Raw genomic sequence first — 26,265 nt, 5'->3', positions numbered from 1 at the left:
ATATCCTGTAGGTAGGGGATTTATCCCCTGCGTTTTTGTTCTCATGTTTCATGACCTAAAGACCATGCTACAGGGTGGTTTTTATACCAACCTTATACTTTAGGCTAATTTTATTGTTTATTTTTTTATTAAAGATATACTTTTTTAACAGCCTAAAAGGAATGGTTTGTTTTTCAGCGGTAATGTAACTGTATGAAATTAAACAGATATTTATTTTGTTATGTGTGGTTTGCATAACACAAACAAAAGTTTGATGGTTATAATGTTATATGTTAATGTCATTATGTGGTTGGGTCATTATTGAGCATTTTGGCTAAGCTGTGTAATAAGTTAGTGCCTTTTATATGAGGCACACTCTAATTTAATAACGAATTATAATAAAAATATCTGCACCGGGAATCTATTATGAGAATAACGTTTAAAGTTACAGCCCTATCGTTAGCCATTGCATCCGTAATGAGCTCCTCCGTTGTTTCGCAAGTCTATGCACAAGAGCAACAACTTAATGAAGATGAAAGCAGTCTAGAAGTTATCATGGTAACCTCGCGAAAAGCGGTCGAGTCGATTCAAGATGTGCCATTAGCCATTAGCGCATTCAGTGCTGAAGATATTGCTAAAAGAAGTATAGAGGAACTTGAAGACGTCGCTATGTCTACTCCTGGTTTATCTTTTGAAGATTATTCCAATGGAGGTTATGGTACACCGATTATCCGTGGTGCAAGCCAATTTTCTGTTGATCAGTTAGAGCAAAATGTTTCTACCTTTGTAGATGGGGTTTATATTCCAAGAAATTACGCACTAGATTTAGGTGCCATGGACATGGAGCGTATTGAGGTTGTTAAAGGTCCTCAAGGCGCTTTATACGGTGCTAACTCGTTTATGGGGGCTATCAATTATATTACCAGCAAAGCAGATTTAGGTGGGCTGACGGGCGAAGTCGGCTTAGTTATAGGTGATGGCGGCCGTCGTGATATTACCGGTAACATCAGCGTGCCAATTATTGAAGACAAGTTAGCCGTTAAATTTAATTTTACCAACAGTGACTATGATGGTGATTGGACAAACTCTCATCCAGCGGCACAAGCCGGTGTCAGCCCAGGTACTGATGATACCTTGGGTGGTTGGGATAAAAAAACCTACAGTATTTCATTAGTGGCAGAACCCGTTGAAACTGTGCATATAGAAATGGCATATCATTCCTTTGACTCATTCACTGAAGGCAAAGCCCAGTCTCGTTTAGAAATTGGTGACTTTAATTGTGGTGGCAGTTTATTTGGTGGCCCGGTACGGGGTTATTGTGGCGAGTTACCTGAAACACCTCTAGAGTATGGTACAGATACTGAAACTGGTTTTCTCATTGACCCCAGAACCTATGGTCTAGATTCCGAAACCGAAATTTTTAGAGCTTCGATTTCAGCTGAACTAACTAATAATTTTAGTGTTTCTTATCAGTTTGCCAATATTCAAGGTGAGACTTTCAGTGCAGGCATATCTGACCGAACGCCACTTACTGGTACTGACTTAACTCCGTTTGGTATCCCCGCTTTTATGAATGCCTTTACCGTTTTACCTGTGGGTGGTTTTGACTATGACTCCCATGAGTTAAGAGCAGAATACACGGCGGATAATGGCGTTTATGCCATGTTTGGTGTGTATTCGTCTGATGGCGAAGACAGAGATACCGGCGTTTCTGGTTATTTTGCACCACTTTATACAGATAATTTGGATCCAATTACTGAAGACTCATTAGCCAGTAGCACTCGTAATAATAACATTACTATTACCGAAGCTACGGCATTATTTGGGCGAGTTGCAGTCCCTTTGATGGATGATAAGTTAGTGTTGGCTGTGGAAGGTCGCTATACCGACGAAACCAAAAAGCAGAATATCGATTATATTGATGGTACGTCATCAGATGACTATGAAGACAGTTACTTTACACCGCGTTTTACAGCAGATTACAGTATCAACAATAATCAACTGGTTTATTTTTCAGCAGCACAAGGTGTGAAATCTGGTGGTTTGAATCCTGAAATATCAGGTGGCTTGGAAGACTTTGAAAAAGCTTATCAAGCAGATGAAAATACCACGTACGAAATTGGTTCAAAAAATACCATATTAGATGGTGACCTAAGAATTAATGCGGCACTTTATTATATTGACTGGACTGAATTACAGGTGAGCCAGGCAGCAACTAATGGCGGCTTTTTCACCACGTCAATTGTGGGGAATTTAGGTTCTGCAACATCTAAAGGTCTAGAGATGGACGTTACCTATGCACTAACTGATGCGATTACCGTTAATGCAGGCCTAGCCTTAAATAATGCCAAATATGATGATGGAACAATTTCTCAGCGTTTAGCCCGAGCTGCAATTTGTGATGACATTGTATGTGCAGCCAATGGTGATGTCGGTGGTAACTCATTACCTAGAAGTTCTGATACACAATGGAATATTGGAGCCCAGTATGATGGCGTGTTTAACGACAATCTTGAATATTTTGTTCGTGCCGATCTAACTGGACAAACTGAGCAGTATATGTCTGAAGCGAATATTGCCACTTTACCTTCTAGAACACTTCTTAACCTACGTGGTGGAGTGACCGGTGAGAATTGGTCTGCTGAGTTATGGGTTAAAAACGCAACAGATGAGGAATATGTATCAAACGCGTTCTACATTCCTAGCGCGTTCTTCGTATCCGTTGTCCCGACTTGGGGTAATCAACGTCGTATCGGTGTTACTGCAGAATACCGCTTTTAATTGCATGTTGTAGGTTAGTACAAACCGATCCTTGTGATCGGTTTGTTTTTAATCTTATTTTACCCCGAATAAGCTGTGGAGATAGCGTAAATTATGGCTAGACTAATCAAGATAGTCGTGTCTTTGTGTGGCATTGTATTATTAGTCGCGTTAGGTTTTTTGGCGATTAATTATACTTACATTAGCCGTTTAAACAGCCTCGAAGGGGTTGATTTTGTTCATGATACACAATGGTATGAACCATTAGTCACAATGCAGCCTGCGAGCAATACAACCCGTTTGAATATCTCTGACGAGGCTTTTGCGCAACAAGATGAACGTTTCGCTGATGCATTGGGTTATGCCGAGCAAGTTGGAAGCAGTGCATTTTTGGTTTGGCAAAATGGAGAGCTATTGGCACAAAAATATTGGAAAAGTGAAAATGCTGATAGTTATATGCAAACCTTTTCCGTGCAAAAATCCATGGTTGCGCTGCTAATCGGTATCGCAATTGAACGCGGTGAAATCCAATCGGTGAAGGATCCGGTTTCGAAATATATTGGCCAATGGATAGATATGCCATTCGGCGAAATTACCATAGAACACCTATTAACTATGTCATCTGGTTTGTTTTTACCGCCTGTTGATTTAAATAATAGTTTTTCAGCACATAGTACCAAACTCAATTATAGTAATGATATTTCTAAGGTTGCTCGCTCTTTAGAGCAGGTTAAAGCGCCAGGTACTGTGTTTGAATATAATAATTCAAATCCACAGTTACTAGTGGACGTGCTTGAGGCTGCAACAGGTGAAAAGTTTGCTGCTTACATGGAAAAATACCTTTGGTCAAAAGTAGCTGCAAACCCTGGATATGTCTGGTTGGATGACGAGAATGGGACTGCCCATGGTTTTAGTTTCTTAATTGCTAAACCTGAAGATTTGCTGGCCGTTGGTGTCATGCTACTGAATAAGGGTGCGGTAGGTGATGAGCAAGTTGTTTCACAAGCGTGGATTAAACAAACAACTCAACCTTCGTTAAGTAATCCTAATTATGGTTATTTGACATGGCTTGGCAGTCCCTACAAACCTATGCGAACTTATCGTCCAGGCGCTAAATTCGGCGTCATTCATTCAGCTCCTTACTTCGCTGACGATGTCATCTTTTTTGATGGGTTTGGTGGACAGCGCGTCTACATCATTCCATCTAAACAGCTAGTAATTGTCAGAGTGGGGGATGTTCGTTTTGATTTTGACGACGCTGCAATACCTAACGCCGTTATTAACGCTGTTAAGTAAACTTAAATAGCATTGCAAACCGACTGCCCGCAGTGGTTTATGCACAAAATTACTAATATTTAACAGATATAATTCTATATCAGGTTAAATCAACATTTGAACTTAGAATGGCTCAAAACAATATGAATCTAAATACTAATTTTAATAAACAGAGGTCATTATGAAAAACAATCCTAAATCTGGTGGTTTTTTAGAACAATTAGGATTGTTCTTTTCAGTCTTATTTTATACGTTGTTCGCATGGCACTCGTGGTGGTCAGGTGTATCACCCAGACTTATTCGTGGTAGTGCAGAACGTGATGCTATTCATCATGCTCACTTGAACATTGGGGCAACATTGTTTGTATTACTGCTGTTGATATTTGCGGTTTGGTTATTTCGCCCTGGAACATCGGTGATAACACGTCTTAAAAAGGCGTTTTCAGATGTTTCAAATACTGCGGTTTCCTTGTTTTTTATCTTTATGTTTTTTGCCATGCTGGCTGGCTTAGGTCAGGCTTGGGCGAAAGGTGAAGTGACTAAGGTATTAGGAGTCTTTCCGCTGCATGAATTCTTAGATTGGTCTTGGAGTACATCGGGCTATATGCACTCGGCATTATCGACCATTTCTACAGCATTCTTTTCTGCTATTGTGTTTGTCTACTTGTTTACTCATTTACGCAAATATGTAAAACCAGGTGTGGCCGTTGCCTTACTTATTATTCTGCATTTGCTGATCAATTTACCTAAACCGCCATCGTTACATCCTATCGCCGATTTTGGTGCTTATGTTTTAGTCCCATCATATTATTTAATTGGTTTGGCACTTTTTTGCTGGGCTAAAAATCGTCGCTGGGTTTATATACCAATTCTAACGGTTATCGTTGTGTTCTTTTTGTATTTACCTTATTTCGCGTTTAAAGTTTTACCACCTTGGCATCAAAGCGCTGCAGAAGAAACGGTTTTCGTTGAGTCTAAGGAAGTTCTTACGCCTCCACGTCCAAAAACTGAGATTTTCCCTACCTCTGAAAATTTAGCCGCGGCTAAGGAAACGGCATCTTGGTGTACTCAGTGTCACAATGCCGTAGAAAGCAAAGAGCATTTATTGGGGCCAAATTTAGTTGGTGTGTTTAATCGACAAGCAGGCACCGCAGCGGGATATGGTCGTTATTCTAAAGGTATGGTTAAAGCTGGCGTAGAAGGCATGTTTTGGACTAGAGCGAACTTATCAGAATTTCTCTCACACGGTAAAGAATTTGTACCTGGTACCTTAATGAACCAGCAGACTGATTTATCCGATCCAGTGAAACGCAATCAAGTGATTGATTATTTAGAATATATTTCATCTAAATAGATGTAAGGATTGAAATCAATGGGCAAGACTGTCGGTAAAATTTTTATTGGTTTGTTAGCACTAGTGATGTTGGTAGGGGCGGTTTTGTATTTGCAAGATCCTCTTTTTTGGAAGCGATATTATTTAATTGCTACCGGTAAAGGTACGTTACCGTAGTCTGGGTGGGAAGGTTCAGAATATCCAGTAGAAGGTGCTGCTAAGCAACTATTTGACGTAGTCAATGAAGGGCCAGGGAGTATCCCTTCGGATGCCCTTGCTGATGTAAGTGAATATGCCGCTGAACGCCGCAGTACTTCTTTGTTAATTTGGCATCAAGGCAAATTGCGTTTTCGTGAACACTATCAAGGTATGGATGAAAATTCGTTAATTGTAGGTAAAAGTATGGCGAAAATGGTAGCGTCTTTGGTGATTTCACGAGCGATTAAAGAAGGTTACATTGCTGGCTTAGATGAGCCCGCATCGACCTATATCACTGAATGGAAAAATACCGAAAAAGCAGCCATTAGCATTCGCCATCTGCTTCAAATGTCTGCTGGTTTTGAGCGCTATTATACCCTCGATATGAGTCCATTCAGCACTTTTACCCGTTCATACCTTTCAGGTTATACAGAAGATGTGATTATTAACGACTACGAATTGGTAGACGAACCGGGCACAAAATATGACTACAGCCAGGTTGTCTCTGATTTGCTAGCGCTAATTCTAGAGCGAGCAACGCAAAGACCCTATGGCCAATATTTATCAGAATCGTTAATCAAGCCGCTACATGCCCAAGGTGGTGAGGTGATGCTTAATCGCCCTAATGGACTGGCACACAGTGGGTGCTGTTTACTGTTACCTTCTGAGTCCTGGTTACGAATGGGAATTTTGTTATCCAACGGTGGCGAAATAGATGGCAACTCTCTATTTGCAGATAATTGGATGCAAGAGTATTTAACGCCATCACCGGCTAACCCAGCCATGGGCTTGCATATTTGGTTGGGAAAACCTTATTTACCTAAGCGTGCCTGGACTGAAGTGGGTAAACCTAAAGGCTTTGGTGTGATTCACAGTGAGCCGTACCTAGCAGATGATTTATTTTTGTTTGATGGTAGCGGTAATCAAGTGATGTATATCGTTCCATCTATGGACTTGGTGATTTTGCGTACTGGTGGATTTAGCTGGGCACCTGGAAAAGAATGGGATAACAGTTACATACCTAATACTATTATTCGCAGCATTATGGAGCCGTAAACCATGTCAGACGCCAGTTACATTTTAGTGGTCTTAGTGGTGTATAAACTGGTTTTGTTGGGAATTGGTTTTTGGGCGCAACGGCGGGTAAAAAACACCGAAGATTTTTTCCTGGGTGGGCGTGGTTTAGGCCCATTTGTTGCTGCTGTAAGCTACTCAGCTAGCTCATCTTCAGCATGGAAACTGCTTGGTTTTAGTGGCGTTGTGATGGTGCTGGGGATCTCTGGTATCTGGTTAGCCTTAGGCAGTATCTTGGGGATGTTTATATCTTGGTATTGGTTTGCCCCCAGGCTTTATCACACAAGTCTTGAACAAAAAGACCTTACTGTGACTGACTTTTTGAGTTTTGGCAGCAACGGCCAGATTAAAAAACTCATTGTGGTCTGTGCATCCTTAATTATTTTAATCTCTTTTACCCTCTACGTGGCGGCCCAATTCCAAGGCGCAGGAAATATGTTCTCTGCTACCTTTGATATGCCAATGACTGAGAGTGTATTAATCGGCGCAGCGATCATTTTTATTTACACTGTGTTAGGCGGTTTTTGGGCTGTCAGTATGACAGATGCGCTGCAGGGCTCTATTATGGCCATCGCGACTTTGGCATTGCCCATTGCCGCAGTTGTAGCATTAGGTGGACCTGTAGACTTTATTACTACTCTTTTAAACGTTGCCACAGCGGAACAACTCAGTCTAACCGGTGGCAACATTGGCTTATTAGCCGCTGGCGTTATTATTGGTAACTTAAGTGTGTCGGTGTCTTCAATGGGACAACCCCACATGTTGCTACGTTTTATGGCGCTGCAAGATGAAAAGGCAATCAAAACCGGCCGTCGCATCGCCGCTGCTTGGTTTCTAATCGTTGATTTAGGGGTTGTTGTCGTTGGTTTAGCAGGGCTTGCTTTGCAAATGCAGTTGGATAACCCTGAAAATCTATTCTTTGTGCTTACCACAGAACTGTTCCACCCAATAGTTGCAGGTGTTATTACCGCAGCCGTGTTATCTGCCATCATGTCCACTGCTGACAGTCAGTTATTAGTGAGTGCCTCAGTGGTTGCCCATGATTTAGGCTTAGAAAAACGTTCTCGTTTTTCAGCCTTGACCATTTCACGACTGAGTAATTTGTTGGTTGTGGTTTTTTCGGTGTTAGTCACTTTATATATGCCTGAAGCCATATTTAGCAGAGCCATCTTTGCGTGGGTCGCACTAGGTGCGTCTTTTGGGCCTATTATTATTGTGCGTTTATGCAATCGAGATATACAACCCAAAGCGACACTATTGGCAATGATAACGGGTTTTGTGTTAGCGGTTACCTTTTACCTACTACCCAGTACCCCAGGAGACTTTTTGGAGCGGGTAGTGCCGTTTTCCATCGCACTTTGTATCGCATTTGTAGGCTCAAAACCCCGCGCTAACATCACGTAGTGGTTTTCCATCACTGACTAATTAGCCATCATTGCATCCCAATGGTGGCGCTATTTTCCCCTTAATCCAAACTTTCAATATTCATAATGTTGGCAACAAAAATTTCCTCATTTTAATCACATACCTTGATGTGGATCATTCAACTAGAACAATTTTAAACTATGCTTAGGTTTACGTTAACGCATATTGTTGAAATCACTTTAAAAAGATTACTCATTGAATAGCATTGTTAGGAAGGTTTATGAGAGATATTTTAGTTGTTATCGAAAGGAAAGAAAGCGTAAAGCCGATGTTGAAAAAAGCACTCAAGTTCGCGCCTGAGAGTATTACTGTGCTTTATATTGCAAACGACTTGCTCGATTCTAATGTTGAGGCCCTTCATCGGTTAATCGACACTGAAGTGAACCAAGCATGTAAAACAACTATTCTATTAGAAGCCGCTGAAACGGCACCTGAGCGAGAAGAGTTACTGTTAAAAACCCTCAGCAACCACCAATTTGATACAACTTTTCTGCATAGACCGCAATTGGGGCGTGAAACCCTAGACTTTTCATTGATCAAAGCGGCGCTGAAAGGCCCTGTTAAATCCAGTGTTTTACTCTGTGGAGATAATCGCTGGCGGGGACAACCTAAATTGTTAGGCACTGTTGATATTTTCACCAGAACCCCTGCTCAAAAAGAGTTGAATGATAAAGTGTTAATGACTTCTGCACATCTTGCCAATAAGTTGTCAGCGGAAGTCTCTGTGTTAGGCGTGATCCCTATACCTAGGATCAAACAAGAGTTTGATATTACTGAGCCAGGAGAGGTCATGGTTAAACGGGGTAAAGAATCGAAACAGAAACTACAACAAATTGTCGAAGAAACTGGCGTGTTTACAGACTACAACGCGAAAATTGAGGCAGGCTCTGCGTATGTGTTGATACCTTCAGTGGCCAGCAAAATGAAGGCAAATTTAGTGGTAATTGGCAATGTTGGACGCAAAGGAATTAAAGGGTTTTTAATTGGCAATACAGCAGAAAAAATTCTGAACCGATTAACCGTTGATGTGCTAATCGTTAGGCAGTAAAGGTGTCAAAGGCAATAAAGGTATCAAAGACAATAGAGGTATCAAAGACAATAGAGGTATCAACGGAAATGCAGGGCTTAGCTCAACATTAAGGTGTTTTTTGAGCCATTGTAATGGTGGCCGTTCGCCGTCCTGCTATACCTAAAATGTTTGAGGTAGATGACTTGGCTTAACAATCATAACGGAGATAATCATGGCTAAACTGACATTTTTTGGGGCTATTGAAGGCGTAACAGGCTCCATGTATTTGCTGCAATCTGGAAATAGTAAGGTATTACTCGATTGTGGATTGTTTCAAGGCCGACGAGAAGAAGAAGAGGCTAATTTAAAACCCTTACCATTCGATGTCAGTCAGTTGGATGCCGTGGTGCTTTCCCATGCTCACTTAGACCATTCTGGTCGTTTGCCACTGCTCGTTTCTGAAGGTTTAAGTTGTCCTATTTATATGACTTCGGCCACTAAAGAGTTAATAGAGGTGTTGCTCAAAGACGCAGCATCATTACAGCAACGAGATGTTGAATGGGAAAATAAGCGCCGTCGCCGCGCAGGTAAAGAGGAGCTTGAACCTCTGTATAACCTACAGGACGTAGAAACCACACTAGATGTCTGTATTGGCATAAACTACCATCAAAAACGAGATGTCGCTGAGGGGGTGACGATTCACTTTCTCGATGCGGGTCATATCCTTGGTTCTGCCATTGTGGAAGTCTTGATAGATGAGCAAGCAGGGCCGAAAAAATTAGTATTCTCAGGTGATCTTGGAAACTCACAAGCTGCGTTATTAAAGGATCCAGAATTAGTCGATTCTGCTGATGTTTTGCTGCTTGAATCGACGTACGGTGACCGCGACCATCGTTCTATGGGTGAAACACTGCAAGAGTTTGAGGATGTCATCGAAGAGGCTTCTGAAAATGGCGGAAATATTTTAATCCCTTCGTTTGCTGTTGGCAGAACTCAAGAAATCATATTTCGACTCGGCGAGCTGTATCAAAAAGGAAAACTAAAGCAACAAGCGGTATTTTTAGATAGTCCAATGGCGATCGCGGTAACTGAAATTTATCACCGCTATCAGAATGTCTTCAATGAAGAAGACCGTTCAGCAATGGGAGGAGAGAACAAACAACAAAGTTTGCATAAATTCTTGCCTGTATTGAAATATTCCAGCAGCACAGAAGAGTCTATGGCGTTGAATCAGATTGACCGTGGCGCGATTTTTATTGCTGGAAGTGGGATGTGCAATGGCGGCAGAATACGTCACCATTTAAAACACAACTTATGGCGCAATCAATCTCATGTTATTTTTGTTGGGTTTCAAGCCATTGGTACTCCAGGTCGAGCGCTTGTTGATGGTGCTAAAACCTATAAAATAGCGGGTGAAAATATTGCCGTTAAAGCACAAATTCACACCATGGGGGGCTTTTCCGCTCATGCTAGTCAAACGCAGTTGATTCAATGGGCGCAAGGATTCACCGCTAAAAAACCTCAGCTATTCCTTGTGCATGGCGAGGAAAAAGCAAAGCTGACTCTGCAACAGGCGTTCAAAAAAGTGGGGTGGCATGCAACGATTCCTACACTAAATCAAACAATTCAATTTTGAGTAAATCATTTTTAGCAGTAAACTGGCGTATCAGCATTCATTCAGCCCCACGAAAATTAAGGGTAGTTAAAAGTACGTATTATGAAAAAACAATTACCTTGGTGGGGAGAATTTAGCTTTGCACTTTCACAAACAAAGTGTTGGCGAATTAGAGAGCGATTAATTGCTATAAAGCGTGGTCAAGGTGAATGGACAATATGGAACAATGAATCTGCTGTTGAAATTGATTTACCTATTTCAACGGATAATCCGGATTCAACCGAGTCCTTCGAGCAAATTGAATTTTCACGTTATTTGCTAGGGAATACGAGCGATACGTTGCTAATTGAACCCTCTCTTGCAGATAGGGCTATGGTAGTCAGACCGAGTCGGCCACTAGTGGTTTTGCCAGGAGAGAAGATTAACGTTTATGTCAGTACACCGTTGTGGATGACTATCTTAATACCAAACCATCCACTGCCAATGGCCGATATTCCTTTTTGGCGACCTTCAGACTCTTGGTTTGGGCCTTCTACCATGGAAGGAGACCTCTGTTATTCAAAATATACAGATGCAAAAATGGATATTAATCGCTTAGAAAAACGATCTCATCGTGCGACAACCATGGTGACAATAAAAAACGCTCAGGAAAAGCCGCTGTCAATTGATAAGTTAAATTTGCCTGTACCCGCCCTGAAGTTATACGTTAACCAAGATGGCGAATTTTGGACGGATCAAGTGTCTATTATGCAGCGTTTAGAACATACCAAATCGGTTTCTCATGTGCGCCATTCTCCTCCTGACGAAATACAATCAATGGAATTGGTATCTGAATCCCGTGAATTAAGTAAAAAGTCGTCTTTTTTATCTTCTATTGCAAGCTTAATCGATTAGCTTAAACCTGAGAATTGAAATCAATGAAAGAACTAAGTGAAAGTGCGATTTTTCTAGAAATGTTGCCAGCATTTGATGTGATTAAAGCCATCATTATATTAGTTTTAGGGTATTTATTAGCCAAGTTTTTGAGTAATTTAGTATCTCGTTTTAATGTTGCAAATATGACACAACACGGGCAAGTGCTTTTGCGCCGTGCTGTTTTTTACGGTGTCATGATTTTAATGTTTATTTCTGCTTTGCGAGAACTCGGCTTTGATCTTAGTGTGGTGCTCGGTGCGGCGGGAATATTGAGTGTGGCCATTGGTTTTGCTTCCCAAACTTCTGCTTCTAATTTGATTAGTGGACTGTTTTTGATGATGGAGCGGCCGTTTTCCATTGGTGATGTGATTCGAGTAGATGAGACGACCGGAGAAGTGATATCAATTGATTTGCTTTCGGTTAAAATCCGCACCTACGACAATCTGTTTGTTCGCGTGCCAAATGAGTCAATGATCAAAGCACAAGTGACAACATTAACTCGATTTCCAATTCGCCGAGCTGATCTCAAAGTGGGTATTGCCTATAAAGAAGACATTGAAAAAGTGAAAGTCATTCTGGCTGAATTAGCAGATAAAAATCCATTATGCTTGAGTGAGCCAGCGCCACTGTTTATTCTGCTAGGTTTCGGTTCTTCTTCCATTGATATTCAATTTTCTGTTTGGAGTAAAAGAGAAAATTTCTTACTATTGAAAAACCAAATGTATCAACAAATCAAACAAGTTTTCGATGCGAACGGCATAGAAATTCCATTCCCACATTTGAGTTTGTATTCCGGTGAAGTCACTAAGCCCATCCCAGTTTCATTGTCTCAAAGTGAATTTCATGATGAAAATATAGGATCTCAAACAGCCAGCAAAACAGACACGCAAGGGTAGAGAACGCCTCTGCTCATGAATGCTGTTTGTGGGCTGCGTGTTATTGTGTAGGTTGGATTAGTCTAGGTTTTTCTTGAAGCGTAAAGACGCAATCAGTAACCCTAACAGGGTAAACATTATTAGCCAGGAAACATCAAAGGTCATATCAGTAAACTCCACATCTTTGAGGATGACCCCTCGGATCAAGCGCATAAAATGAGTTGCAGGTAAGGTTTCAGCAATATATTGGGCAATGACCGGCATGCCTTCGTAGGGAAACATGAATCCAGAGAGCAGGATTGAGGGCAGTAATATGAATATGGTCATTTGCATTGATTGCAATTGATTGGTGGCAATAGTCGAGATAACCAGCCCTAACACTAAGCTTGCGGCAATGAACAAAATGGTGACAGCAAATAAAGGGACTAAACCACCATTAACAGGCACATTGAAGACAAAATGCCCTAGACCTAAAATGATCACCACTTGCACTAAACCAATAAAAATGTAGGGAATGATCTTTCCCAACATTAACTCGATAGGCTTAATTGGTGTGGCGATTAACAATTCCATATTGCCATGCTCAGTCTCTCTCACTATGGCCGCGGATGTGAACATGATCATGGTCATTGTGAGGATAATTCCTAATAATCCCGGCACTATATTTACCGCTGTTCGTTGTTCAGGGTTGTACAACAAAGTTACTTCAAAGGTGGCAGTTGAACGGTTAGCTGCTTGCCTTTGCAGTTCTACCAACGGCATTGACCGCAAACTTTTAATTGAACTTGCGATCATAGTATCTGAGCCATCTACTATCCATTGGGCAATGGGGCGGCTAGTTTCCTCATCAGTCGAAGCAGGTAACCCCAAACCAACACTGGCACTGCGCGCCAAACGCTGACTAACGTCATGGGGAATAAATAAAATAGCGCGTACTTCTGTACGCTCCATCGCTTTTTGTGCACTGCTAACATCTTGATAATGTTTTGTGAATTCGACCACTTGTGTGGCAGAAACCGTTTGCACTAGGGCTCTACTCAGGGTGGTCTGGCTATGATCAACCAGTGCCACAGGAATATGCCTAACATTGGTATTAATGGCATAACCAAACAATATTAATTGCACTAATGGGATCATTATGACCATCCCAAAGGTCATTTTGTCGCGCTTTAATTGCGTCAACTCTTTAAATAAAATAGCTTGAATACGATATAGGCTAGTGATCATTGTCTACCACCACCTGTACAGGTAATAAATACGTCTTCTAAACTGGGACGCGTCAGATTGAGTTCATGTTTAGGCAGTTGAGTTTGATGTTGCAAATAGCCGCAAGGATCTGATATTGATTTACTTACCAAAACACGCAACCTCGCACCCAATTGAGCCGCGGTGATTACCTTAGGCAGAGACACAACTTGCTGTTTTAATTGACGTATACTTTCGGCCTGAATTTCTACTACGTTTGCCGCCATGTTATTCATCAAGTCTTCCGGGCTTCCGTCGGCGCGCTTTTTGCCATTTTCTAAAATGGCCAGTTTATGGCAGCGCTCTGCTTCGTCCATATAGTGGGTGGAAACTAAAATACTGGTCCCTTGTTCGCATAAATCAAACAGTTGTTCCCAAAATTCGCGACGGTTTTCAGGATCTACCGCAGAGGTAGGCTCATCTAAAAACAGCAGTTGCGGTTTATGCAGTGTTGCTCCTGCAAGGGCTAGTCGTTGACGCTGTCCACCACTTAAACTGCCTGCCAATTGATGTTGTTTTTGATCCAAGCCATAAATAGATAATAATTCACTCAAACGTTTTTTCTGTGCCGAACCTGAAATACCATAAATTTTAGCAATAAATTGTAGGTTCTCTTTAACCGTTAAGTTGTTATATAACGAAAATTTTTGAGTCATGTAACCCATTTTTAAACGCAGTTTTTCGGCGTCTTTAGGCAGTGTTAAGCCTAGTACCTGCACGTTTCCAGAGCTGGGCTTTAATAAGCCTGTTAGCATTCTTATTGCCGTCGTTTTGCCACTGCCATTTGGCCCTAAAAAACCGTAAATCGTGCTTTTTTCTACGTTAAGATCAAGCCCATCTATGGCTTTTAAATCACCAAAGTGACGACTTAATTGTGTTGCCTGTATGACTAACTCTGAGGAGGGGGTAGTCGTCATGGAAGTTCCACTTGCACAGCGACACCGTTGGGAAGATCTGCATAACTATCAGGTAATTGCACTTCTGCTAAATACATTAACCTTGCTCGTTCGTCTTGATTTAAGGCGTAATAAGGAGTGAAAGCAGGTTCAATTGAAATCCAGCGAACATCGCCCTTAATGGGCTCAGAAATGCCATCCACGTGGATTTGCAAAGTATCCCCAGCTTTTATTTTCACGCGATAAGGTTCAGGAACATAAATTCGTGCATAGGGCGCTTTACCAGCAAGTACAATGGCAACAGGACTCCCAGCGGTGACTCTTTCGCCTAAATTCCACGGAAGGTTATCGAGTCGACCATCGCGGGTGGCGATGATGGTTAGGTCTTCAAGTTTTTTCATTTCACTTGCCAACTCAGCCTGCATCATCGCTAAGTTGGCTTTGCCCATTTCTAAATCCTCTGGTCGGGTGCCATTGGTCAATAATAGCAAAGCTTCTTTTGCTTCATGAACCGCTGCGGCTTTTGCATCCCGTGTGGCGAGGGCTTGATCGAGATTCGCTTGACTCACTAGCTTTTGGGCGATGAGGTTTTTAGCTCTGAGGTAAGCCGTTTCGCTTTCTGTTAACGCTGCCTGGGCACCTTCTAATTTGGCGCTAGCAGAGGCCACTTCTTCAGGGCGAGCACCATTTCTTAGTTTGTCTAAATTGGCTTGTGCTTCGGCAACAGAAGCTTTTGCTTTGGCGACCTGTGCTTTTTGTTGGCGAGCATCTAATTGCACCAATACATCGCCTTTTTTGACCAACGAGCCTTGGGGGATAGGTAACTCAGTGACCACTTCGCTGACTGTGGCGGTGTGGGCAATTCTACTTCGTTCTAATGTTCCTAGGGCAAGCCCGGTTTTATCGTCTTGGCATCCACTGATAAAAATTAACAACAGTAGCGAGGTGATCATTAAAACTGCTTGCATTAGCGTCTGTTTGGTCACTAATTTTATCGACAGGAATTGCATTTGGAGCATTAGTTATCCTTACAAATGGTGTTTATCATCGGTAACCTGATCATTTAGTTGAAGGCGAGTCACAGCAAATCTCCTTTGGACACTTGGTTTTAACGACCATCTTTACCTGACTCACTTAGACTACACCTTAACCATTCGTCGATCTAGCTATCACCGAATTGTGTATTTCATTATTTTGCAAATCCTTGATATGGTAATGAAAAAGTCCCGAACAACAATCATTCTAAAAACTAGGGAGAAATATTTTGTCATTGCTCGATTACTCAATTGTTGGATTATATTTATTGGGGTTGTTGTTGATGGGATTGCTTTTCCGGCAACAGCGTAATCGAGATGATTATTTTCTAGGCGGACGAAGTATCCCTTGGCCTGCACTTTCTTTGTCGGTTATGGCCACCCAACTATCCGCTGTCAGTTTTATTTCAGCACCGGCTTTTGTTGGCTTGCGCGAAGGCGGTGGACTGATTTGGCTATCTTATGAATTGGCACTGCCTGCAGCGGTGGCATTAATGCTGTGGCGATTGTTGCCTTCATTGCATAAGTCTGGCGTGGTGAGCGTCTACGATTATCTAGAGAAACGTTTTTCCCGTTCCACGCGATTACTGATTAGTTTTGTCTTTCAATTAAGTCGTTCCGTGGCAACGGCCATTATGATTTATGCCATTTCCCTTATTTTACAAGGCACTATGGGGATGGAGCAGTGGCACAGTATCTTGTTAATTGGAGTGATTACCTTAGTGTATTCGGCCATGGGCGGAATGAAGGCTGTGGTGTATGGCGATGCATTTCAAATGATACTGATTTTTGGGGGCGCTTTAACGTGTCTTTGGGTTGCCTTAGATCATGTGGGCGGGGTTGATCAGGCATTGGCGATTATTGAGCCTGCACGCTTAGTGGCGGTGAAACCTGAACAGTTTGGCTTGTCGGGTAATGATTTTGGGTTATTGCCTATGCTGTTTGGTGGAGTGGTGCTTTATGCATCCTACTATGGCTGCGATCAATCTGAAGCTCAACGCTCTTTGTCTGCACATAATCTTGGGGATCTGAGAAAAATGATGTTAACGGTGGCAATTTGCCGTTTTCCCATCACGCTAGTGTATTGTGCTGCGGGTTTGGTGATAGGTGCTATGGTGATGACTACACCTTCCTTGCAAGCGCAAATTCCAGCAGATAATCCTGATTGGATGATGCCGATTTTTATTATTAATTATTTACCAAGTGGCATTATTGGCTTATTAGTGGTGGCGATTATGGCCGCTGCCATGTCTTCCCTTAGCTCTGCAGTAAACAGTTTAGCCGCCGTTTCAGTTGAAGATATCTGTCGTTTGTTTAAACATCAGCCAAACAATGAAACCTACATTAAATATGCACGTTTAGCAGGCATTGGCTGGGGGCTAGTAACACTGTTTTTGTCATTCATTGCCGGTGACATCGCACCCACCATTATTGAAGCGATCAATAAAATTGGTTCAGTTTTCTATGGTCCTGTTTTAGCGATTTTTCTTTTAGGTATCTACAGTAAAAAAATTGCTTCTTACGCAGCGAATACAGGGTTAGCGGCGGGGGTATTAGTGAATATGGGATTATGGTTATTTGAAAGTCCCATATTTTGGTTTTGGTGGAATTTAATCGGCTTTGTTGTCACCATTGCCGTGGGTTATTTAATGACGTTCATTACCAAACCTACAGACTCTCACCTGCCCAGCATTCGATTGTTGTCACTTCATAACGCTATATTACTCATTGGATTGAGCGGTATTCTAACCTTGTTTTGTTTAATGTTACCTAGTTTGATATCCACATAGTCTTTTGACGTTTTTACGTTTAGATTGTGCATAATTTACCGATGCACGTGTAAATATCACCCAAGTTTAGATTCTCTATAATTCTTAATCGTTGAAATACAAGGGATTTAGAGTGTTATCGGCGAGTTTAGGCATGGCATGAAAATTGGAACCTACATAATTAACCCAAACACATTTTGTTATCTTGGTTGCAACTCAATCCAAGGTAGTAGTTTAAAATTATTGTTAAGGATTATTTATGAACACCAATACAGGCCCATTAAAACTCATAATAAAAACGCCGATTTTGTTGATGCTGACGAGTCTCATTTGGGTTGGTTGTGCAAGCGTACAACCAACCGCATTTGAAGCCGCTGAAGAATATGGCGAGTTTGGCTATAGCGACAAAAAACTCAGTGAAGATCAGTATCAAATTATTTTTAGTGGCAATGCCAAGACGGATACTGTTATCGCCAAAGATTACGCCTTATTGCACGCTGCCAATCTTACACTGTCAAACGGGTTTAGCTGGTTCGAAATTATCCAAAGTGATACTGACGTTGAAACGAAAGAGGTGAGTAGGGTGGTCCCCGAGGTTTCCACTAACCCAACTACTACTTCTAGTTGTGGCGTACTGGGTTGCACAATTTCAACAGCATCTACTTACCAAGGAGGTAGCGTTATATCTAAGCAGGTGGCAGATAAAATTAATGCAACATTGGTGATTAAAATGGGCAGTGGAACACCCCCCAACCCAAATAAAGTGTTTGATGCAAAACAACTTGCTGCCAATCTTGAAAGTTAGATAAGGGGACGTCGTCTCCTTTGCTGGCTAATAGGATTTATAGGGTAAGAACTTTCCTGATAGGACGATATTCACTCTATCACCAGCTGGATTGTTCTCCCGCTGAATATCCATCGAGAAATCAATGGCGCTCATAATGCCGTCACCAAATTCCTCATGTATTAATGATTTTATGGTGGTGCCGTAAACATTCACCAATTCATACAAGCGATAGATCAACGGATCTGTTGGTACAGCCTCCTCTAACGAGCCCTTATACGGTACCACTTGCAACCAAGCAACCCCATTCTCATCCAGGTCAAACAAACTACCAATCTTTTGGGCTTGTTCTGCGCTGAATGTCATTTGTCCTAAACAACCCGCGGTTGTCCACTCTTTAGATTTGCCAATGGCATCGGCCGCTTGCTGCCAAGTAATACCATTCTTAACTTTGTTTACCAAGATTGCGGTTGTGACTTCTTCGCGACTTTTCATAATAGGATCCTCAATTATTTAATAGATAGAGTAAATAGATGTTAAGGAGCGCTAGTAGGGCACTGAACCCTTGCCAAAAAAGCAGGGGACTGCGCTCCAATAGTGGCGCTTTATTTTGTTGTAGAAACAGTGAATTAGGATGGCGTAAATCGTGGATAAATTCAGATAACGCATCGTAGCGTTTGTAAGGATCCACTTGCAAAGCTTTACGTAAACACGCATCCACCCAACTTGGAATATGTCTTTGGGCATCTAAAACCGATTGATAATTTAGCTTTCTTTGCTGTGCAAAGGTACGGGTTTTGGCTACGTGGGTTTCGTATGGATAGCGACCACTTAACATGTAATAGCTTAAAACCCCTAACGAAAATAAATCTGAACGTTGGGTACCGACTTCACCTAAAAAATATTCAGGTGCCATATACAGGGCTGTTCCAGGAAATGCCAGTTTAAGCTGCTCACGTCCCAATTCTTCAATCCCTGCTACCATTGTAGAACCAAAATCGATGATTTTAACTGTGCCATTGAGGTCAATCATAATATTCTCAGGGCGTATATCCTGGTGTAGCATCTCTAAACGGTGAAACGCCTGCAAGCCACGTGCTACTTGTTCTATGATATCTCTAACGGTTTCTAAATCTGGGGTAGGGTTGTCGAGCAACCATTGTTGAAGAGATTGACCTTCAACGTATTCTGATAAAATGTAAAGATAGTTTTTTTGACGTTCAGTTTTAGGTGCTTTTAAAACGTGCACATTGTTAATACGACGAGATATCCATTCCTCTAAACAGAAACGTTCTAAATAACCATTGTCATCTTGTAAATCCACGGACGGCGTTTTTAAAACAACGGGCTCTCCCGTTTCCATATCATGCACCAAGTAAACATGACTGCGAGCGGAGTAATGGAGTTGCCGAATGACGTTAAACCCATCTATTTGTACACCAGGTTGTAAAGGTGGCGGTAGGGGCATCTGTTCAACTAAATCACTAACTGGGCTGGTGCTTTGATGGTTTAGCCCTTGTATTTGCAGGAGTTGCATTGTGATATTGTCGTCGCTACCTTTTTCTAGAACCTGCTTCCCTAAACATTCTGCCAGCGCATCATTAACGACAGATTGTTTATTTAGCTGGGCCAATAAAGTACTGGCGTCAATAAAATCATGAAAACCATCAGTGGATAGTAGTAGTGTATCCCCCTCTAACAGGGCAATTTGCTGGTAATCAATTTCAACAATATCGCCCATACCCAAGGCACGGCTGAGATAACTTTTGCCGGCAGCTGCGATTTGGCGATGGTCATTGGTTAACTGTTGTATGCTCCCTTGACGGCACAAATAAATTCGTGAATCTCCCACATGGAACAGGTGCGCGTAAGTGCCTTTAATTACCACTGCAGCAAAAGTACACACATATCCTTTGTCGGGATCGTATCGGTATTCACTTTGTTTACTATGGGCAAACAACCACGCATTTATGGAAGTGATAACGCGTTTAGCAGAGGTTTCTACTGACCACGCATCCGAGGTCGAATAGTAATCGTGAAGAAAACTATTCACCGCTGCCTGGCTGGCGATATGGCTTACTTGACTGCTACTTATACCATCAGCCAAAGCCGCAGCAAATCCATTTAATTGGGCTTGCATTGGCGTGGGTGCAGCAAAGCCACAAAAATCCTGATTGTTAACTTTTCGGCCAGCACTTGAGTACTGGCCGGTAACAATTTTAGTTGCTTGCATTTGGTGCAACAGTGCCAGACGCAATGGTTTCTGGAGAAACTTGAGCTACTTTTCGTTTCGAGCCAGTGCGAACATGAGTGGTATATAGTGTTAATCCAGTGAAGGCTAAACCACCGACAAGATTTCCTAATGCGGTTGGAATTTCATTCCAAATAAAGTAATCAACAACTGAAAATTCACCACCTAAAATCAGGCTGAATGGGAACAAAAACATGTTCACTACTGAATGCTCGAATCCCATAAAGAAGAACAAAAAGATCGGCATCCACATGGCGATTACCTTACCGCTTACATGAGTCGAAATCATTGCGCCCACTACGCCTAGAGATACCATCCAGTTACACAACATACCGCGAATAAATATAGTGAACCAACCCGCAGTACCATATTCAGCATAGCCTAGCGTTCTAGCTTCACCAATTGACGCTACTTTTTTACCGATGGCCCCTGGGTCAACATTAAAACCGTAGGTAAAAATAAATGCCATCATAAATGCAACGGTTAAAGCACCACCAAAGTTACCTAAAAATACCAATCCCCAATTACGTAATATGCCTTTTATGGTGACGCCAGGACGTTTATCGAGCCATGCTAATGGACATAAAACAAACACGCCGGTTAACAAATCAAACCCCATTAGATACAGCATGCAGAAGCCTACTGGGAATAAAATCGCGCCTAAAAGAAACATACCTGTTTGCACTGCAATAGTTATTGCAAATACCGCTGCTAAAGCGAGTATTGCGCCAGCCATATAACCGCGAATAAGCGTATCGCGAGTGGACATAAATATTTTTGATTCGCCTGCATCGACCATTTTAGTGACGAATTCTGCTGGAAGTAAATAAGCCATAAGTACCCTCGTAAAATTAGTGTTCAAATTTAATTGTTGTTTCTCATGCCAATACATCTGGCTTGTCGTTTTCTACAGGCAAAAAAAAACGTTCAAATTCCTATACAGTGCATAGGAAGTTGAACGCCTTTGTTCGAATATTGTGACCGTAGACTCTTCGTTGAGTTACATTTTATTAAAAGCAAAAAATACGCCAAGAAATAAATCTATGTAAATCAATTCTTTAGTTTTCTGAGACCCTGAGGGTTGAGTGTTATTGGTGCAATCACTCCCTGTTTTAAATCAAAGATCCACAAAAGACTATTAATCAAGATGAGTAAAAAGCAAACACAATCTAGGTCGTTTATTGCGCCATTTAATTACTTTTAGGTAACAGCAAATTGCTGAAAATGAAGCTTCCTAACTAATCCAATAACCATTTCATGGTGGGTAAATCTTCTCCATTTCGACACTTTTCGATGGCAGAGGGTAAGCGAGTTGCAGCATTGTACATGTAACCACTGAGTTGTTTGTTTGCGACAAATGGGCGCAAAAGTCGCTCGGCAGTTTCGAGGCTGATGCAAGCATCGGTTAATCTATCTACATCTCGATACATGTAGGCTAGAATCAAATGGGAAAATGCCCAGGTAGAATATTGGGAAGGTTCGGGTTTAGCTTCTGCCAAGCGCTTTTGCTCTGCAACTATATCAATTTGTTGGGAAATCGCTTGTTCAAAGTCACCCATTTCCGCCAACAATTGTGATTTTGCTTCGCGCATTTGCATGGCAAGACGGGTAATAGAAGCATCACCTTCTTGCAAGGTTTTCAGCTTTTCTGTGGTTGCTGTGGCTTTATCCAAAAATTCTACCGACTGCTTTTGGTCATGTAAATTTGCTGCTGCTCCATAGGCGATGTAATTTGTCCAAGACAATAAATAGAGCAACATAGGGTCGTTGGGCTGATTAGCTTCCAGTGCGCTTAGCCGACGGTCCGCTTCACGAAAATATTGAATTGCTTCAACATTATTCCTGTCAATAAAATCGGCCATGGCCAACCAATAGAAGCTGTAGGCTTGGTCTTGCTTTGCAATTGCACGTTTTTGCATCGCCTTAGGCCATTGTTGGGTATCTTCCCTTAATCGATTGGCATTTTCCCGTAAGTATTGAGAATCACCAGCCTGATCTGCCCTTTCTAAATCGGTATATAGCAAACTTCGTTGGGCCAGATACCAAAGTTCACTTCTTTTGGGATGAGGGACTGATTCCAGTATTTTTCGGCCTTGTGCAATAGTCTGCTGTGCAGCTACTAAATCACTATCATCGTGAACTAAAATCATCCCTTGTGCTGCCATCAACTCTACTTTCGTGGCTTTTACATCGGGTAAGTTGGGCGCCGACGACAGCAGTTCATCCAACATCACTTGGGCTGTAGATAAGTTAGCGCGAGAAATAGTCACATCACCCAAGTTAGGTTCGGCTGGCACGCCAAAAATACGCGCTAAACGAATATATCCTTGCGCCGTTTCAAGTTTGAGCTCAGCTGATGCATTTGCCTGTTTACTCAGGTTAGCCAGATATTGTTGTCCTCTATGGGCCAAGTCAGCACGAATGCTGGTGTTTCCAGCCACGCGTTTTAAATTATCGTACAAATCAAAAATTTGGTACTTTGCCAATGCTCTAACGTCATCGAATCGAGCTTGCGCCTGCACTAAATTTTGTTCGGCACGTTGATATTGATATATTGAGGTTCCCAACGCTGATAAAATTGCCACCAGTGCCAGTCCTGCAATCATTGACGCTTTAGTATGACGCTTAATAAACTTGCTAAATTTATAGGTGTTCGAAGTGGAGTAGGCGGTTACTGGGAATTGCTGTAAGTAGTTTTCTAGTTCGACTATTAACGCATTTACTGTTTGAAAACGGTGCTGTGGTAGCGCGGCTGTTGCTTGATTAATGATTGCTTGCAGTTCTTTTGGGATGCTGCGTTGTTTAAAAATAGCTTCCAGCAATTTACCTAAAGAATAGATATCAACTAAGGTGTTATTACCGTCACCTGTTGCACGTTCAGGAGCGGCAAAGCCTGGGGTAAAACTCATACTTGCTAACGAACTTGAAGCGTCAACATTGTCACTTCGAGTCGATGTAGGTTTGGCGATACCAAAATCAATTAATTTTACTTCACCAGCTTTATCAACCAGTACGTTAGAGGGAGTAATATCTCGATGAATGATCAGGTTTTGGTGCGCATAACGAACTGCTTCACAAGCTTTTATCAATAGTTGAATGCGTGTCGAATCGCTTAAGTTTTGTTGTTCGCACCACTTGGTTAGCGGCAACCCGTCAATATATTCCATCATAAAATACGGCATTTTTTGCGGTGTTTGTCCACCGTCGTAAAGTCTGGCTATATTGGGATGGTTGAGTTGCGCTAGGGTTTGTCTTTCCCGTTCAAATCGTTCGATCAGTTTCTCAGGTAACGCCTTAGTGCGTATCACTTTAATGGCGACATCATGTTCAAAGTCACCGCTGTCACGTTTTCCTTTGTAAACTGCTCCCATACCACCTTGGCCAATTAATTTGATTATTTTGTAAGCACCAATTTTTTCGGGCATATCAATCGTATCGGAATCCACATCGACCTTTCCGGTATGCATTACATTTTCGGAAATCTCATCTTTTTCTAACAGCTGCAAGACCCGATTTCGCAATTTAGTATTTTTCCCTGTTTGCTCTGTTAGCCAATCACTGCGTTGTTCTTTAGGGATATCTAAAGAAGCTTCAAATAGTTGCATGGCTTGTAATTCAAATTGTGTTGATTCAGTGGTCATGGTTTTATCCCAGATAACGATCATTCGGGTTGCAATGGTTTTCAGTTTAAATCGTATATACAATTTAAATATTCGACATATATTACTGATTTTATTATTCTAAACTGAGCATCTATGAAATATATGCTATTTGGGTTTAGTTGCAATTGCTATTTAAGCAACCGTCTTTCGGAATAAACATGTCATCTTCTAGCTCTCATTCTAGCTCTAATACTGGCTCTGTTGAGCAAATGCTAGCTGCCTGGCGAGAGGGAGATATCAGCGCGCGCAACAGGCTTTTTGATGTGTTATACAACGAATTAACCCGCCTTTCTGCCTTTTGCCTACAACGTGAAGGTGGTGTTTCTTTATCTGCCGGCGATCTGGTGCATGAAGCTGCTATTCGTCTAGTTAATCTCGAACAAATAAAATGGCAAGATAAAGCCCACTTTTTAGCATTTTCTGCGCAAATTATGCGTCGCGTTTTAGTCGACCATGCCCGTAAAAAATACGCAGATAAACGCTCTCACCAAAAAGTGACTTTACTCACTAACCATTCTGCAGACCATGATCGTGATGATACTTTTAGTTTGTGCTTGCTCGATGATGCCCTCAACAAATTGGCCAATATCGACAAGTCACGGGCGCAAATAGTTGAAATGCGTTATTTTGGCGGCGTGTCCATTGATGAAATCGCCGCCGTAATAGGCACATCCCCTTCAACAATTAAGCGTAACTGGCGTGCATCTCGTGCTTGGTTGTTGAACGAGCTTGATATGCAAGATCAGATACCCGATGCCGAAACGTAATTTCATCGGCTTAGCTGACTATAAGCTTACGCCGCGTGAAGAACAGCGCAATTCCTGATGCAAATAACAACAAGGACTCAGGTTCTGGGATCTGACTAGGATCGCCGTCATCTACAGGCAGTTTAGCTAATCCCATAAAATCACCGGAACTAGAATAAGCATCCACTCCATCGGCAAAATTCATGTTGAATGACGCTGTGTGTAAGAAATCCGCATCGTAGGCCTCTAATCCGTCTCCGTAATCTGAATTAACAATTACATTGGTAAAAGCAAAAATATCGTAAACCTCGTAATCTGATGCAATCTCCACTGACCCCAACGCACTGGTAAATAGATCGTAGAAACTACTTTCAGCCTCAGCGTCAATAGAATCATAGGCTGAACTATACTCGTATAAAACGGGCGAAGAATCGTTAAAACCAGGCACAAAGTTATTCCACGATACTTCACCTGCATTATAGACCGCAATGCCTACATCATAAAAAATACCAGGTGATGTATCTACGCCTGGAATCAATGGTGCGCCCGCATACACCTCTAAGAAGCCTTCGATATCAAAGCCCACATCCCAGCTACTTCCTGCTCCATTTTTAATGGTCACTCTTTCACCAAAACTACCAAAAGTTTGCAGTCCATCTAAAGTTGACCCATATTCAGAAGAGTACATCTTTACGGTACCTTCACTTAGGTTAACAGTGGATTCTGAATATCCCGAAACACCTTGGCTAAGGGTGGCTTCAGTTTCACTATTTACCCTAATCCCATCTATTATTTCCCCTGCGCTTACTCTAAGGGCAGGTCTAACAAAGTAAGACGGATCATCGATTATGACAGCAGATATTGCCGGTTGAATAGCACAGACACTAAACAGTACTGCACTGCTTGTTCTTATAATGTGTTTTCTAAGTTCCATTTTCTTTCCTAATGTAAATAAATTTGCCTACTTAGTTTCCTTGCAGTACTCCAGTGTTAAACAACACAAACCTGCAAACTTCGTTTTAGTAACAGATATATTAGCGATCGAAAAAACCGCTATTTTAAGTAGGCGTAATTTTGAGAACTTAAGGTCAAAATATGTGCATTTTTTTAATAAAGAGATGTTAAAGAAAAATTTAAAACGGAATAAATGGATTTTATTGATATCAAATAGCCCCATAATAAAATTGTTTTGTAGCCTATAAGCAACACTCGTAGTCGTTTTAAAATAACCATTTTTTACTGGTTAAATGAGAACGCTACAACACTTCATATTTATCCTAAAAATTTTTCGATTTGTTCGGTTAACGAGAACGTAGTTTAGAACCAGTAGTAGTAAGGCTTGCCAACTTATGGGGATTGTTTCTGGTGTATACATTTGATCAAATTATGATCTTTTGGGTCGTTATTAGGTTGCAATAAG

At 41.6% G+C, this 26,265-nt stretch carries 21 protein-coding genes; 13 read left to right on the top strand and 8 right to left on the bottom strand.

All coding sequences use genetic code 11. The features are described from left to right. Positions 1 to 405: 405 nt before the first annotated feature. The 10 genes from ACYVIL_RS21250 (at position 406) to ACYVIL_RS21205 (ending at position 12,479) form a co-directional block, all read left to right on the top strand. On the top strand, positions 406 to 2,760 hold the full coding sequence (locus ACYVIL_RS21250; RefSeq protein WP_460314828.1) for a TonB-dependent receptor: 2,355 nt from the start codon (positions 406 to 408) through the stop codon (positions 2,758 to 2,760). A 93-nt stretch (positions 2,761 to 2,853) separates the two neighbouring features. Further along, the gene (locus ACYVIL_RS21245; RefSeq protein ID WP_460314826.1) at positions 2,854 to 4,035 is read left to right on the top strand and encodes a serine hydrolase domain-containing protein; all 1,182 of its coding nucleotides are present in this window, start codon (positions 2,854 to 2,856) and stop codon (positions 4,033 to 4,035) included. Between the two features lie 160 nt (positions 4,036 to 4,195). Continuing rightward, on the top strand, positions 4,196 to 5,368 hold the full coding sequence (locus ACYVIL_RS21240; protein ID WP_460314824.1) for a c-type cytochrome: 1,173 nt from the start codon (positions 4,196 to 4,198) through the stop codon (positions 5,366 to 5,368). 18 nt (positions 5,369 to 5,386) lie between these two features. Further along, positions 5,387 to 5,524, top strand: coding sequence for a hypothetical protein (locus tag ACYVIL_RS21235; protein WP_460314822.1), 138 nt, complete (start codon positions 5,387 to 5,389; stop codon positions 5,522 to 5,524). 81 nt (positions 5,525 to 5,605) lie between these two features. Beyond that, positions 5,606 to 6,601: a serine hydrolase domain-containing protein gene (locus ACYVIL_RS21230; protein ID WP_460314942.1), complete on the top strand. Its 996-nt coding sequence runs from the start codon at positions 5,606 to 5,608 to the stop codon at positions 6,599 to 6,601. A gap of 3 nt (positions 6,602 to 6,604) precedes the next feature. After that, the gene (locus ACYVIL_RS21225) at positions 6,605 to 8,023 is read left to right on the top strand and encodes a sodium/proline symporter (protein ID WP_460314820.1); all 1,419 of its coding nucleotides are present in this window, start codon (positions 6,605 to 6,607) and stop codon (positions 8,021 to 8,023) included. A 241-nt stretch (positions 8,024 to 8,264) separates the two neighbouring features. Continuing rightward, positions 8,265 to 9,092 (top strand): universal stress protein, encoded by an 828-nt coding sequence (locus ACYVIL_RS21220; protein ID WP_303474087.1) that lies wholly within the window; start codon positions 8,265 to 8,267, stop codon positions 9,090 to 9,092. Between the two features lie 193 nt (positions 9,093 to 9,285). Beyond that, positions 9,286 to 10,689, top strand: coding sequence for an MBL fold metallo-hydrolase RNA specificity domain-containing protein (locus ACYVIL_RS21215; protein WP_303474088.1), 1,404 nt, complete (start codon positions 9,286 to 9,288; stop codon positions 10,687 to 10,689). 81 nt (positions 10,690 to 10,770) lie between these two features. Beyond that, complete coding sequence (locus ACYVIL_RS21210) at positions 10,771 to 11,562, top strand: DUF432 domain-containing protein (protein WP_303474089.1); 792 nt, start codon at positions 10,771 to 10,773, stop codon at positions 11,560 to 11,562. Between the two features lie 23 nt (positions 11,563 to 11,585). Further along, a complete protein-coding gene (locus ACYVIL_RS21205) occupies positions 11,586 to 12,479 on the top strand; it encodes a mechanosensitive ion channel family protein (RefSeq protein WP_460314817.1) in 894 nt (297 codons plus the stop codon). A gap of 57 nt (positions 12,480 to 12,536) precedes the next feature. Here the strand turns inward: ACYVIL_RS21205 and ACYVIL_RS21200 are convergent, their stop codons facing one another. Genes ACYVIL_RS21200 through ACYVIL_RS21190 form a run of 3 tightly spaced genes read right to left on the bottom strand, consistent with a single transcriptional unit; the run spans position 12,537 to position 15,567 of the window. Continuing rightward, complete coding sequence (locus ACYVIL_RS21200; protein ID WP_303474091.1) at positions 12,537 to 13,685, bottom strand: ABC transporter permease; 1,149 nt, start codon at positions 13,683 to 13,685, stop codon at positions 12,537 to 12,539. Next, the gene (locus tag ACYVIL_RS21195; protein WP_303474092.1) at positions 13,682 to 14,620 is read right to left on the bottom strand and encodes an ABC transporter ATP-binding protein; all 939 of its coding nucleotides are present in this window, start codon (positions 14,618 to 14,620) and stop codon (positions 13,682 to 13,684) included. Before ACYVIL_RS21195 ends, ACYVIL_RS21200 begins: the two co-directional genes overlap by 4 nt. Further along, positions 14,617 to 15,567: an HlyD family secretion protein gene (locus ACYVIL_RS21190; RefSeq protein ID WP_460314940.1), complete on the bottom strand. Its 951-nt coding sequence runs from the start codon at positions 15,565 to 15,567 to the stop codon at positions 14,617 to 14,619. Before ACYVIL_RS21190 ends, ACYVIL_RS21195 begins: the two co-directional genes overlap by 4 nt. A gap of 296 nt (positions 15,568 to 15,863) precedes the next feature. On the opposite strand from ACYVIL_RS21190, the gene ACYVIL_RS21185 reads away from it, so the two are divergent. Continuing rightward, the gene (locus ACYVIL_RS21185) at positions 15,864 to 17,423 is read left to right on the top strand and encodes a sodium:solute symporter family transporter (RefSeq protein WP_460314815.1); all 1,560 of its coding nucleotides are present in this window, start codon (positions 15,864 to 15,866) and stop codon (positions 17,421 to 17,423) included. Positions 17,424 to 17,661: 238 nt separating this feature from the next. Then, a complete protein-coding gene (locus ACYVIL_RS21180) occupies positions 17,662 to 18,207 on the top strand; it encodes a CC0125/CC1285 family lipoprotein (RefSeq protein WP_460314813.1) in 546 nt (181 codons plus the stop codon). A gap of 27 nt (positions 18,208 to 18,234) precedes the next feature. Here the strand turns inward: ACYVIL_RS21180 and cynS are convergent, their stop codons facing one another. From cynS to ACYVIL_RS21160, 4 genes are all read right to left on the bottom strand, one after another. Further along, positions 18,235 to 18,681 (bottom strand): cyanase, encoded by a 447-nt coding sequence (cynS, locus tag ACYVIL_RS21175; RefSeq protein ID WP_460314811.1) that lies wholly within the window; start codon positions 18,679 to 18,681, stop codon positions 18,235 to 18,237. Positions 18,682 to 18,691: 10 nt separating this feature from the next. After that, positions 18,692 to 20,419 carry a protein kinase domain-containing protein gene (locus tag ACYVIL_RS21170; RefSeq protein WP_460314809.1) on the bottom strand — a complete coding sequence of 576 codons (1,728 nt, stop codon included), beginning with the start codon at positions 20,417 to 20,419 and terminating at the stop codon, positions 18,692 to 18,694. Then, entirely contained in the window at positions 20,406 to 21,272 is an 867-nt protein-coding gene (locus ACYVIL_RS21165) for a formate/nitrite transporter family protein (protein ID WP_216047004.1), read from the bottom strand. The genes ACYVIL_RS21170 and ACYVIL_RS21165 overlap by 14 nt, the downstream gene beginning before the upstream one ends. A gap of 403 nt (positions 21,273 to 21,675) precedes the next feature. Beyond that, positions 21,676 to 24,078 (bottom strand): serine/threonine protein kinase, encoded by a 2,403-nt coding sequence (locus ACYVIL_RS21160; protein ID WP_460314806.1) that lies wholly within the window; start codon positions 24,076 to 24,078, stop codon positions 21,676 to 21,678. Between the two features lie 179 nt (positions 24,079 to 24,257). Between ACYVIL_RS21160 and ACYVIL_RS21155 the strand changes: the two genes are divergently transcribed. Beyond that, a complete protein-coding gene (locus ACYVIL_RS21155; RefSeq protein ID WP_303474099.1) occupies positions 24,258 to 24,866 on the top strand; it encodes an ECF-type sigma factor in 609 nt (202 codons plus the stop codon). A gap of 10 nt (positions 24,867 to 24,876) precedes the next feature. Here ACYVIL_RS21155 and ACYVIL_RS21150 read toward each other — a convergent pair whose 3' ends face one another. Continuing rightward, the gene (locus tag ACYVIL_RS21150) at positions 24,877 to 25,779 is read right to left on the bottom strand and encodes a PEP-CTERM sorting domain-containing protein (protein ID WP_216047001.1); all 903 of its coding nucleotides are present in this window, start codon (positions 25,777 to 25,779) and stop codon (positions 24,877 to 24,879) included. Positions 25,780 to 26,265: the final 486 nt, after the last annotated feature.

This window comes from Aliiglaciecola aliphaticivorans (assembly GCF_054782055.1).
The sequence above is the reverse complement of the archived record's forward strand: the minus strand, read 5'-3'. Positions and strand labels throughout refer to the sequence as shown.

Excerpts from the sequence above, each read along its gene's own strand:
- ACYVIL_RS21250 (WP_460314828.1), top strand. The coding sequence starts at position 406 with ATGAGAATAACGTTTAAAGTTACAGCCCTATCGTTAGCCATTGCATCC.
- ACYVIL_RS21245 (WP_460314826.1), top strand. The coding sequence starts at position 2,854 with ATGGCTAGACTAATCAAGATAGTCGTGTCTTTGTGTGGCATTGTATTA.
- ACYVIL_RS21240 (WP_460314824.1), top strand. The coding sequence starts at position 4,196 with ATGAAAAACAATCCTAAATCTGGTGGTTTTTTAGAACAATTAGGATTG.
- ACYVIL_RS21235 (WP_460314822.1), top strand. The coding sequence starts at position 5,387 with ATGGGCAAGACTGTCGGTAAAATTTTTATTGGTTTGTTAGCACTAGTG.
- ACYVIL_RS21225 (WP_460314820.1), top strand. The coding sequence starts at position 6,605 with ATGTCAGACGCCAGTTACATTTTAGTGGTCTTAGTGGTGTATAAACTG.
- ACYVIL_RS21220 (WP_303474087.1), top strand. The coding sequence starts at position 8,265 with ATGAGAGATATTTTAGTTGTTATCGAAAGGAAAGAAAGCGTAAAGCCG.
- ACYVIL_RS21215 (WP_303474088.1), top strand. The coding sequence starts at position 9,286 with ATGGCTAAACTGACATTTTTTGGGGCTATTGAAGGCGTAACAGGCTCC.
- ACYVIL_RS21210 (WP_303474089.1), top strand. The coding sequence starts at position 10,771 with ATGAAAAAACAATTACCTTGGTGGGGAGAATTTAGCTTTGCACTTTCA.
- ACYVIL_RS21205 (WP_460314817.1), top strand. The coding sequence starts at position 11,586 with ATGAAAGAACTAAGTGAAAGTGCGATTTTTCTAGAAATGTTGCCAGCA.
- ACYVIL_RS21200 (WP_303474091.1), bottom strand. The coding sequence starts at position 13,685 with ATGATCACTAGCCTATATCGTATTCAAGCTATTTTATTTAAAGAGTTG.
- ACYVIL_RS21195 (WP_303474092.1), bottom strand. The coding sequence starts at position 14,620 with ATGACGACTACCCCCTCCTCAGAGTTAGTCATACAGGCAACACAATTA.
- ACYVIL_RS21190 (WP_460314940.1), bottom strand. The coding sequence starts at position 15,567 with ATGCAAGCAGTTTTAATGATCACCTCGCTACTGTTGTTAATTTTTATC.
- ACYVIL_RS21180 (WP_460314813.1), top strand. The coding sequence starts at position 17,662 with ATGAACACCAATACAGGCCCATTAAAACTCATAATAAAAACGCCGATT.
- cynS (WP_460314811.1), bottom strand. The coding sequence starts at position 18,681 with ATGAAAAGTCGCGAAGAAGTCACAACCGCAATCTTGGTAAACAAAGTT.
- ACYVIL_RS21170 (WP_460314809.1), bottom strand. The coding sequence starts at position 20,419 with ATGCAAGCAACTAAAATTGTTACCGGCCAGTACTCAAGTGCTGGCCGA.
- ACYVIL_RS21165 (WP_216047004.1), bottom strand. The coding sequence starts at position 21,272 with ATGGCTTATTTACTTCCAGCAGAATTCGTCACTAAAATGGTCGATGCA.
- ACYVIL_RS21160 (WP_460314806.1), bottom strand. The coding sequence starts at position 24,078 with ATGACCACTGAATCAACACAATTTGAATTACAAGCCATGCAACTATTT.
- ACYVIL_RS21155 (WP_303474099.1), top strand. The coding sequence starts at position 24,258 with ATGTCATCTTCTAGCTCTCATTCTAGCTCTAATACTGGCTCTGTTGAG.
- ACYVIL_RS21150 (WP_216047001.1), bottom strand. The coding sequence starts at position 25,779 with ATGGAACTTAGAAAACACATTATAAGAACAAGCAGTGCAGTACTGTTT.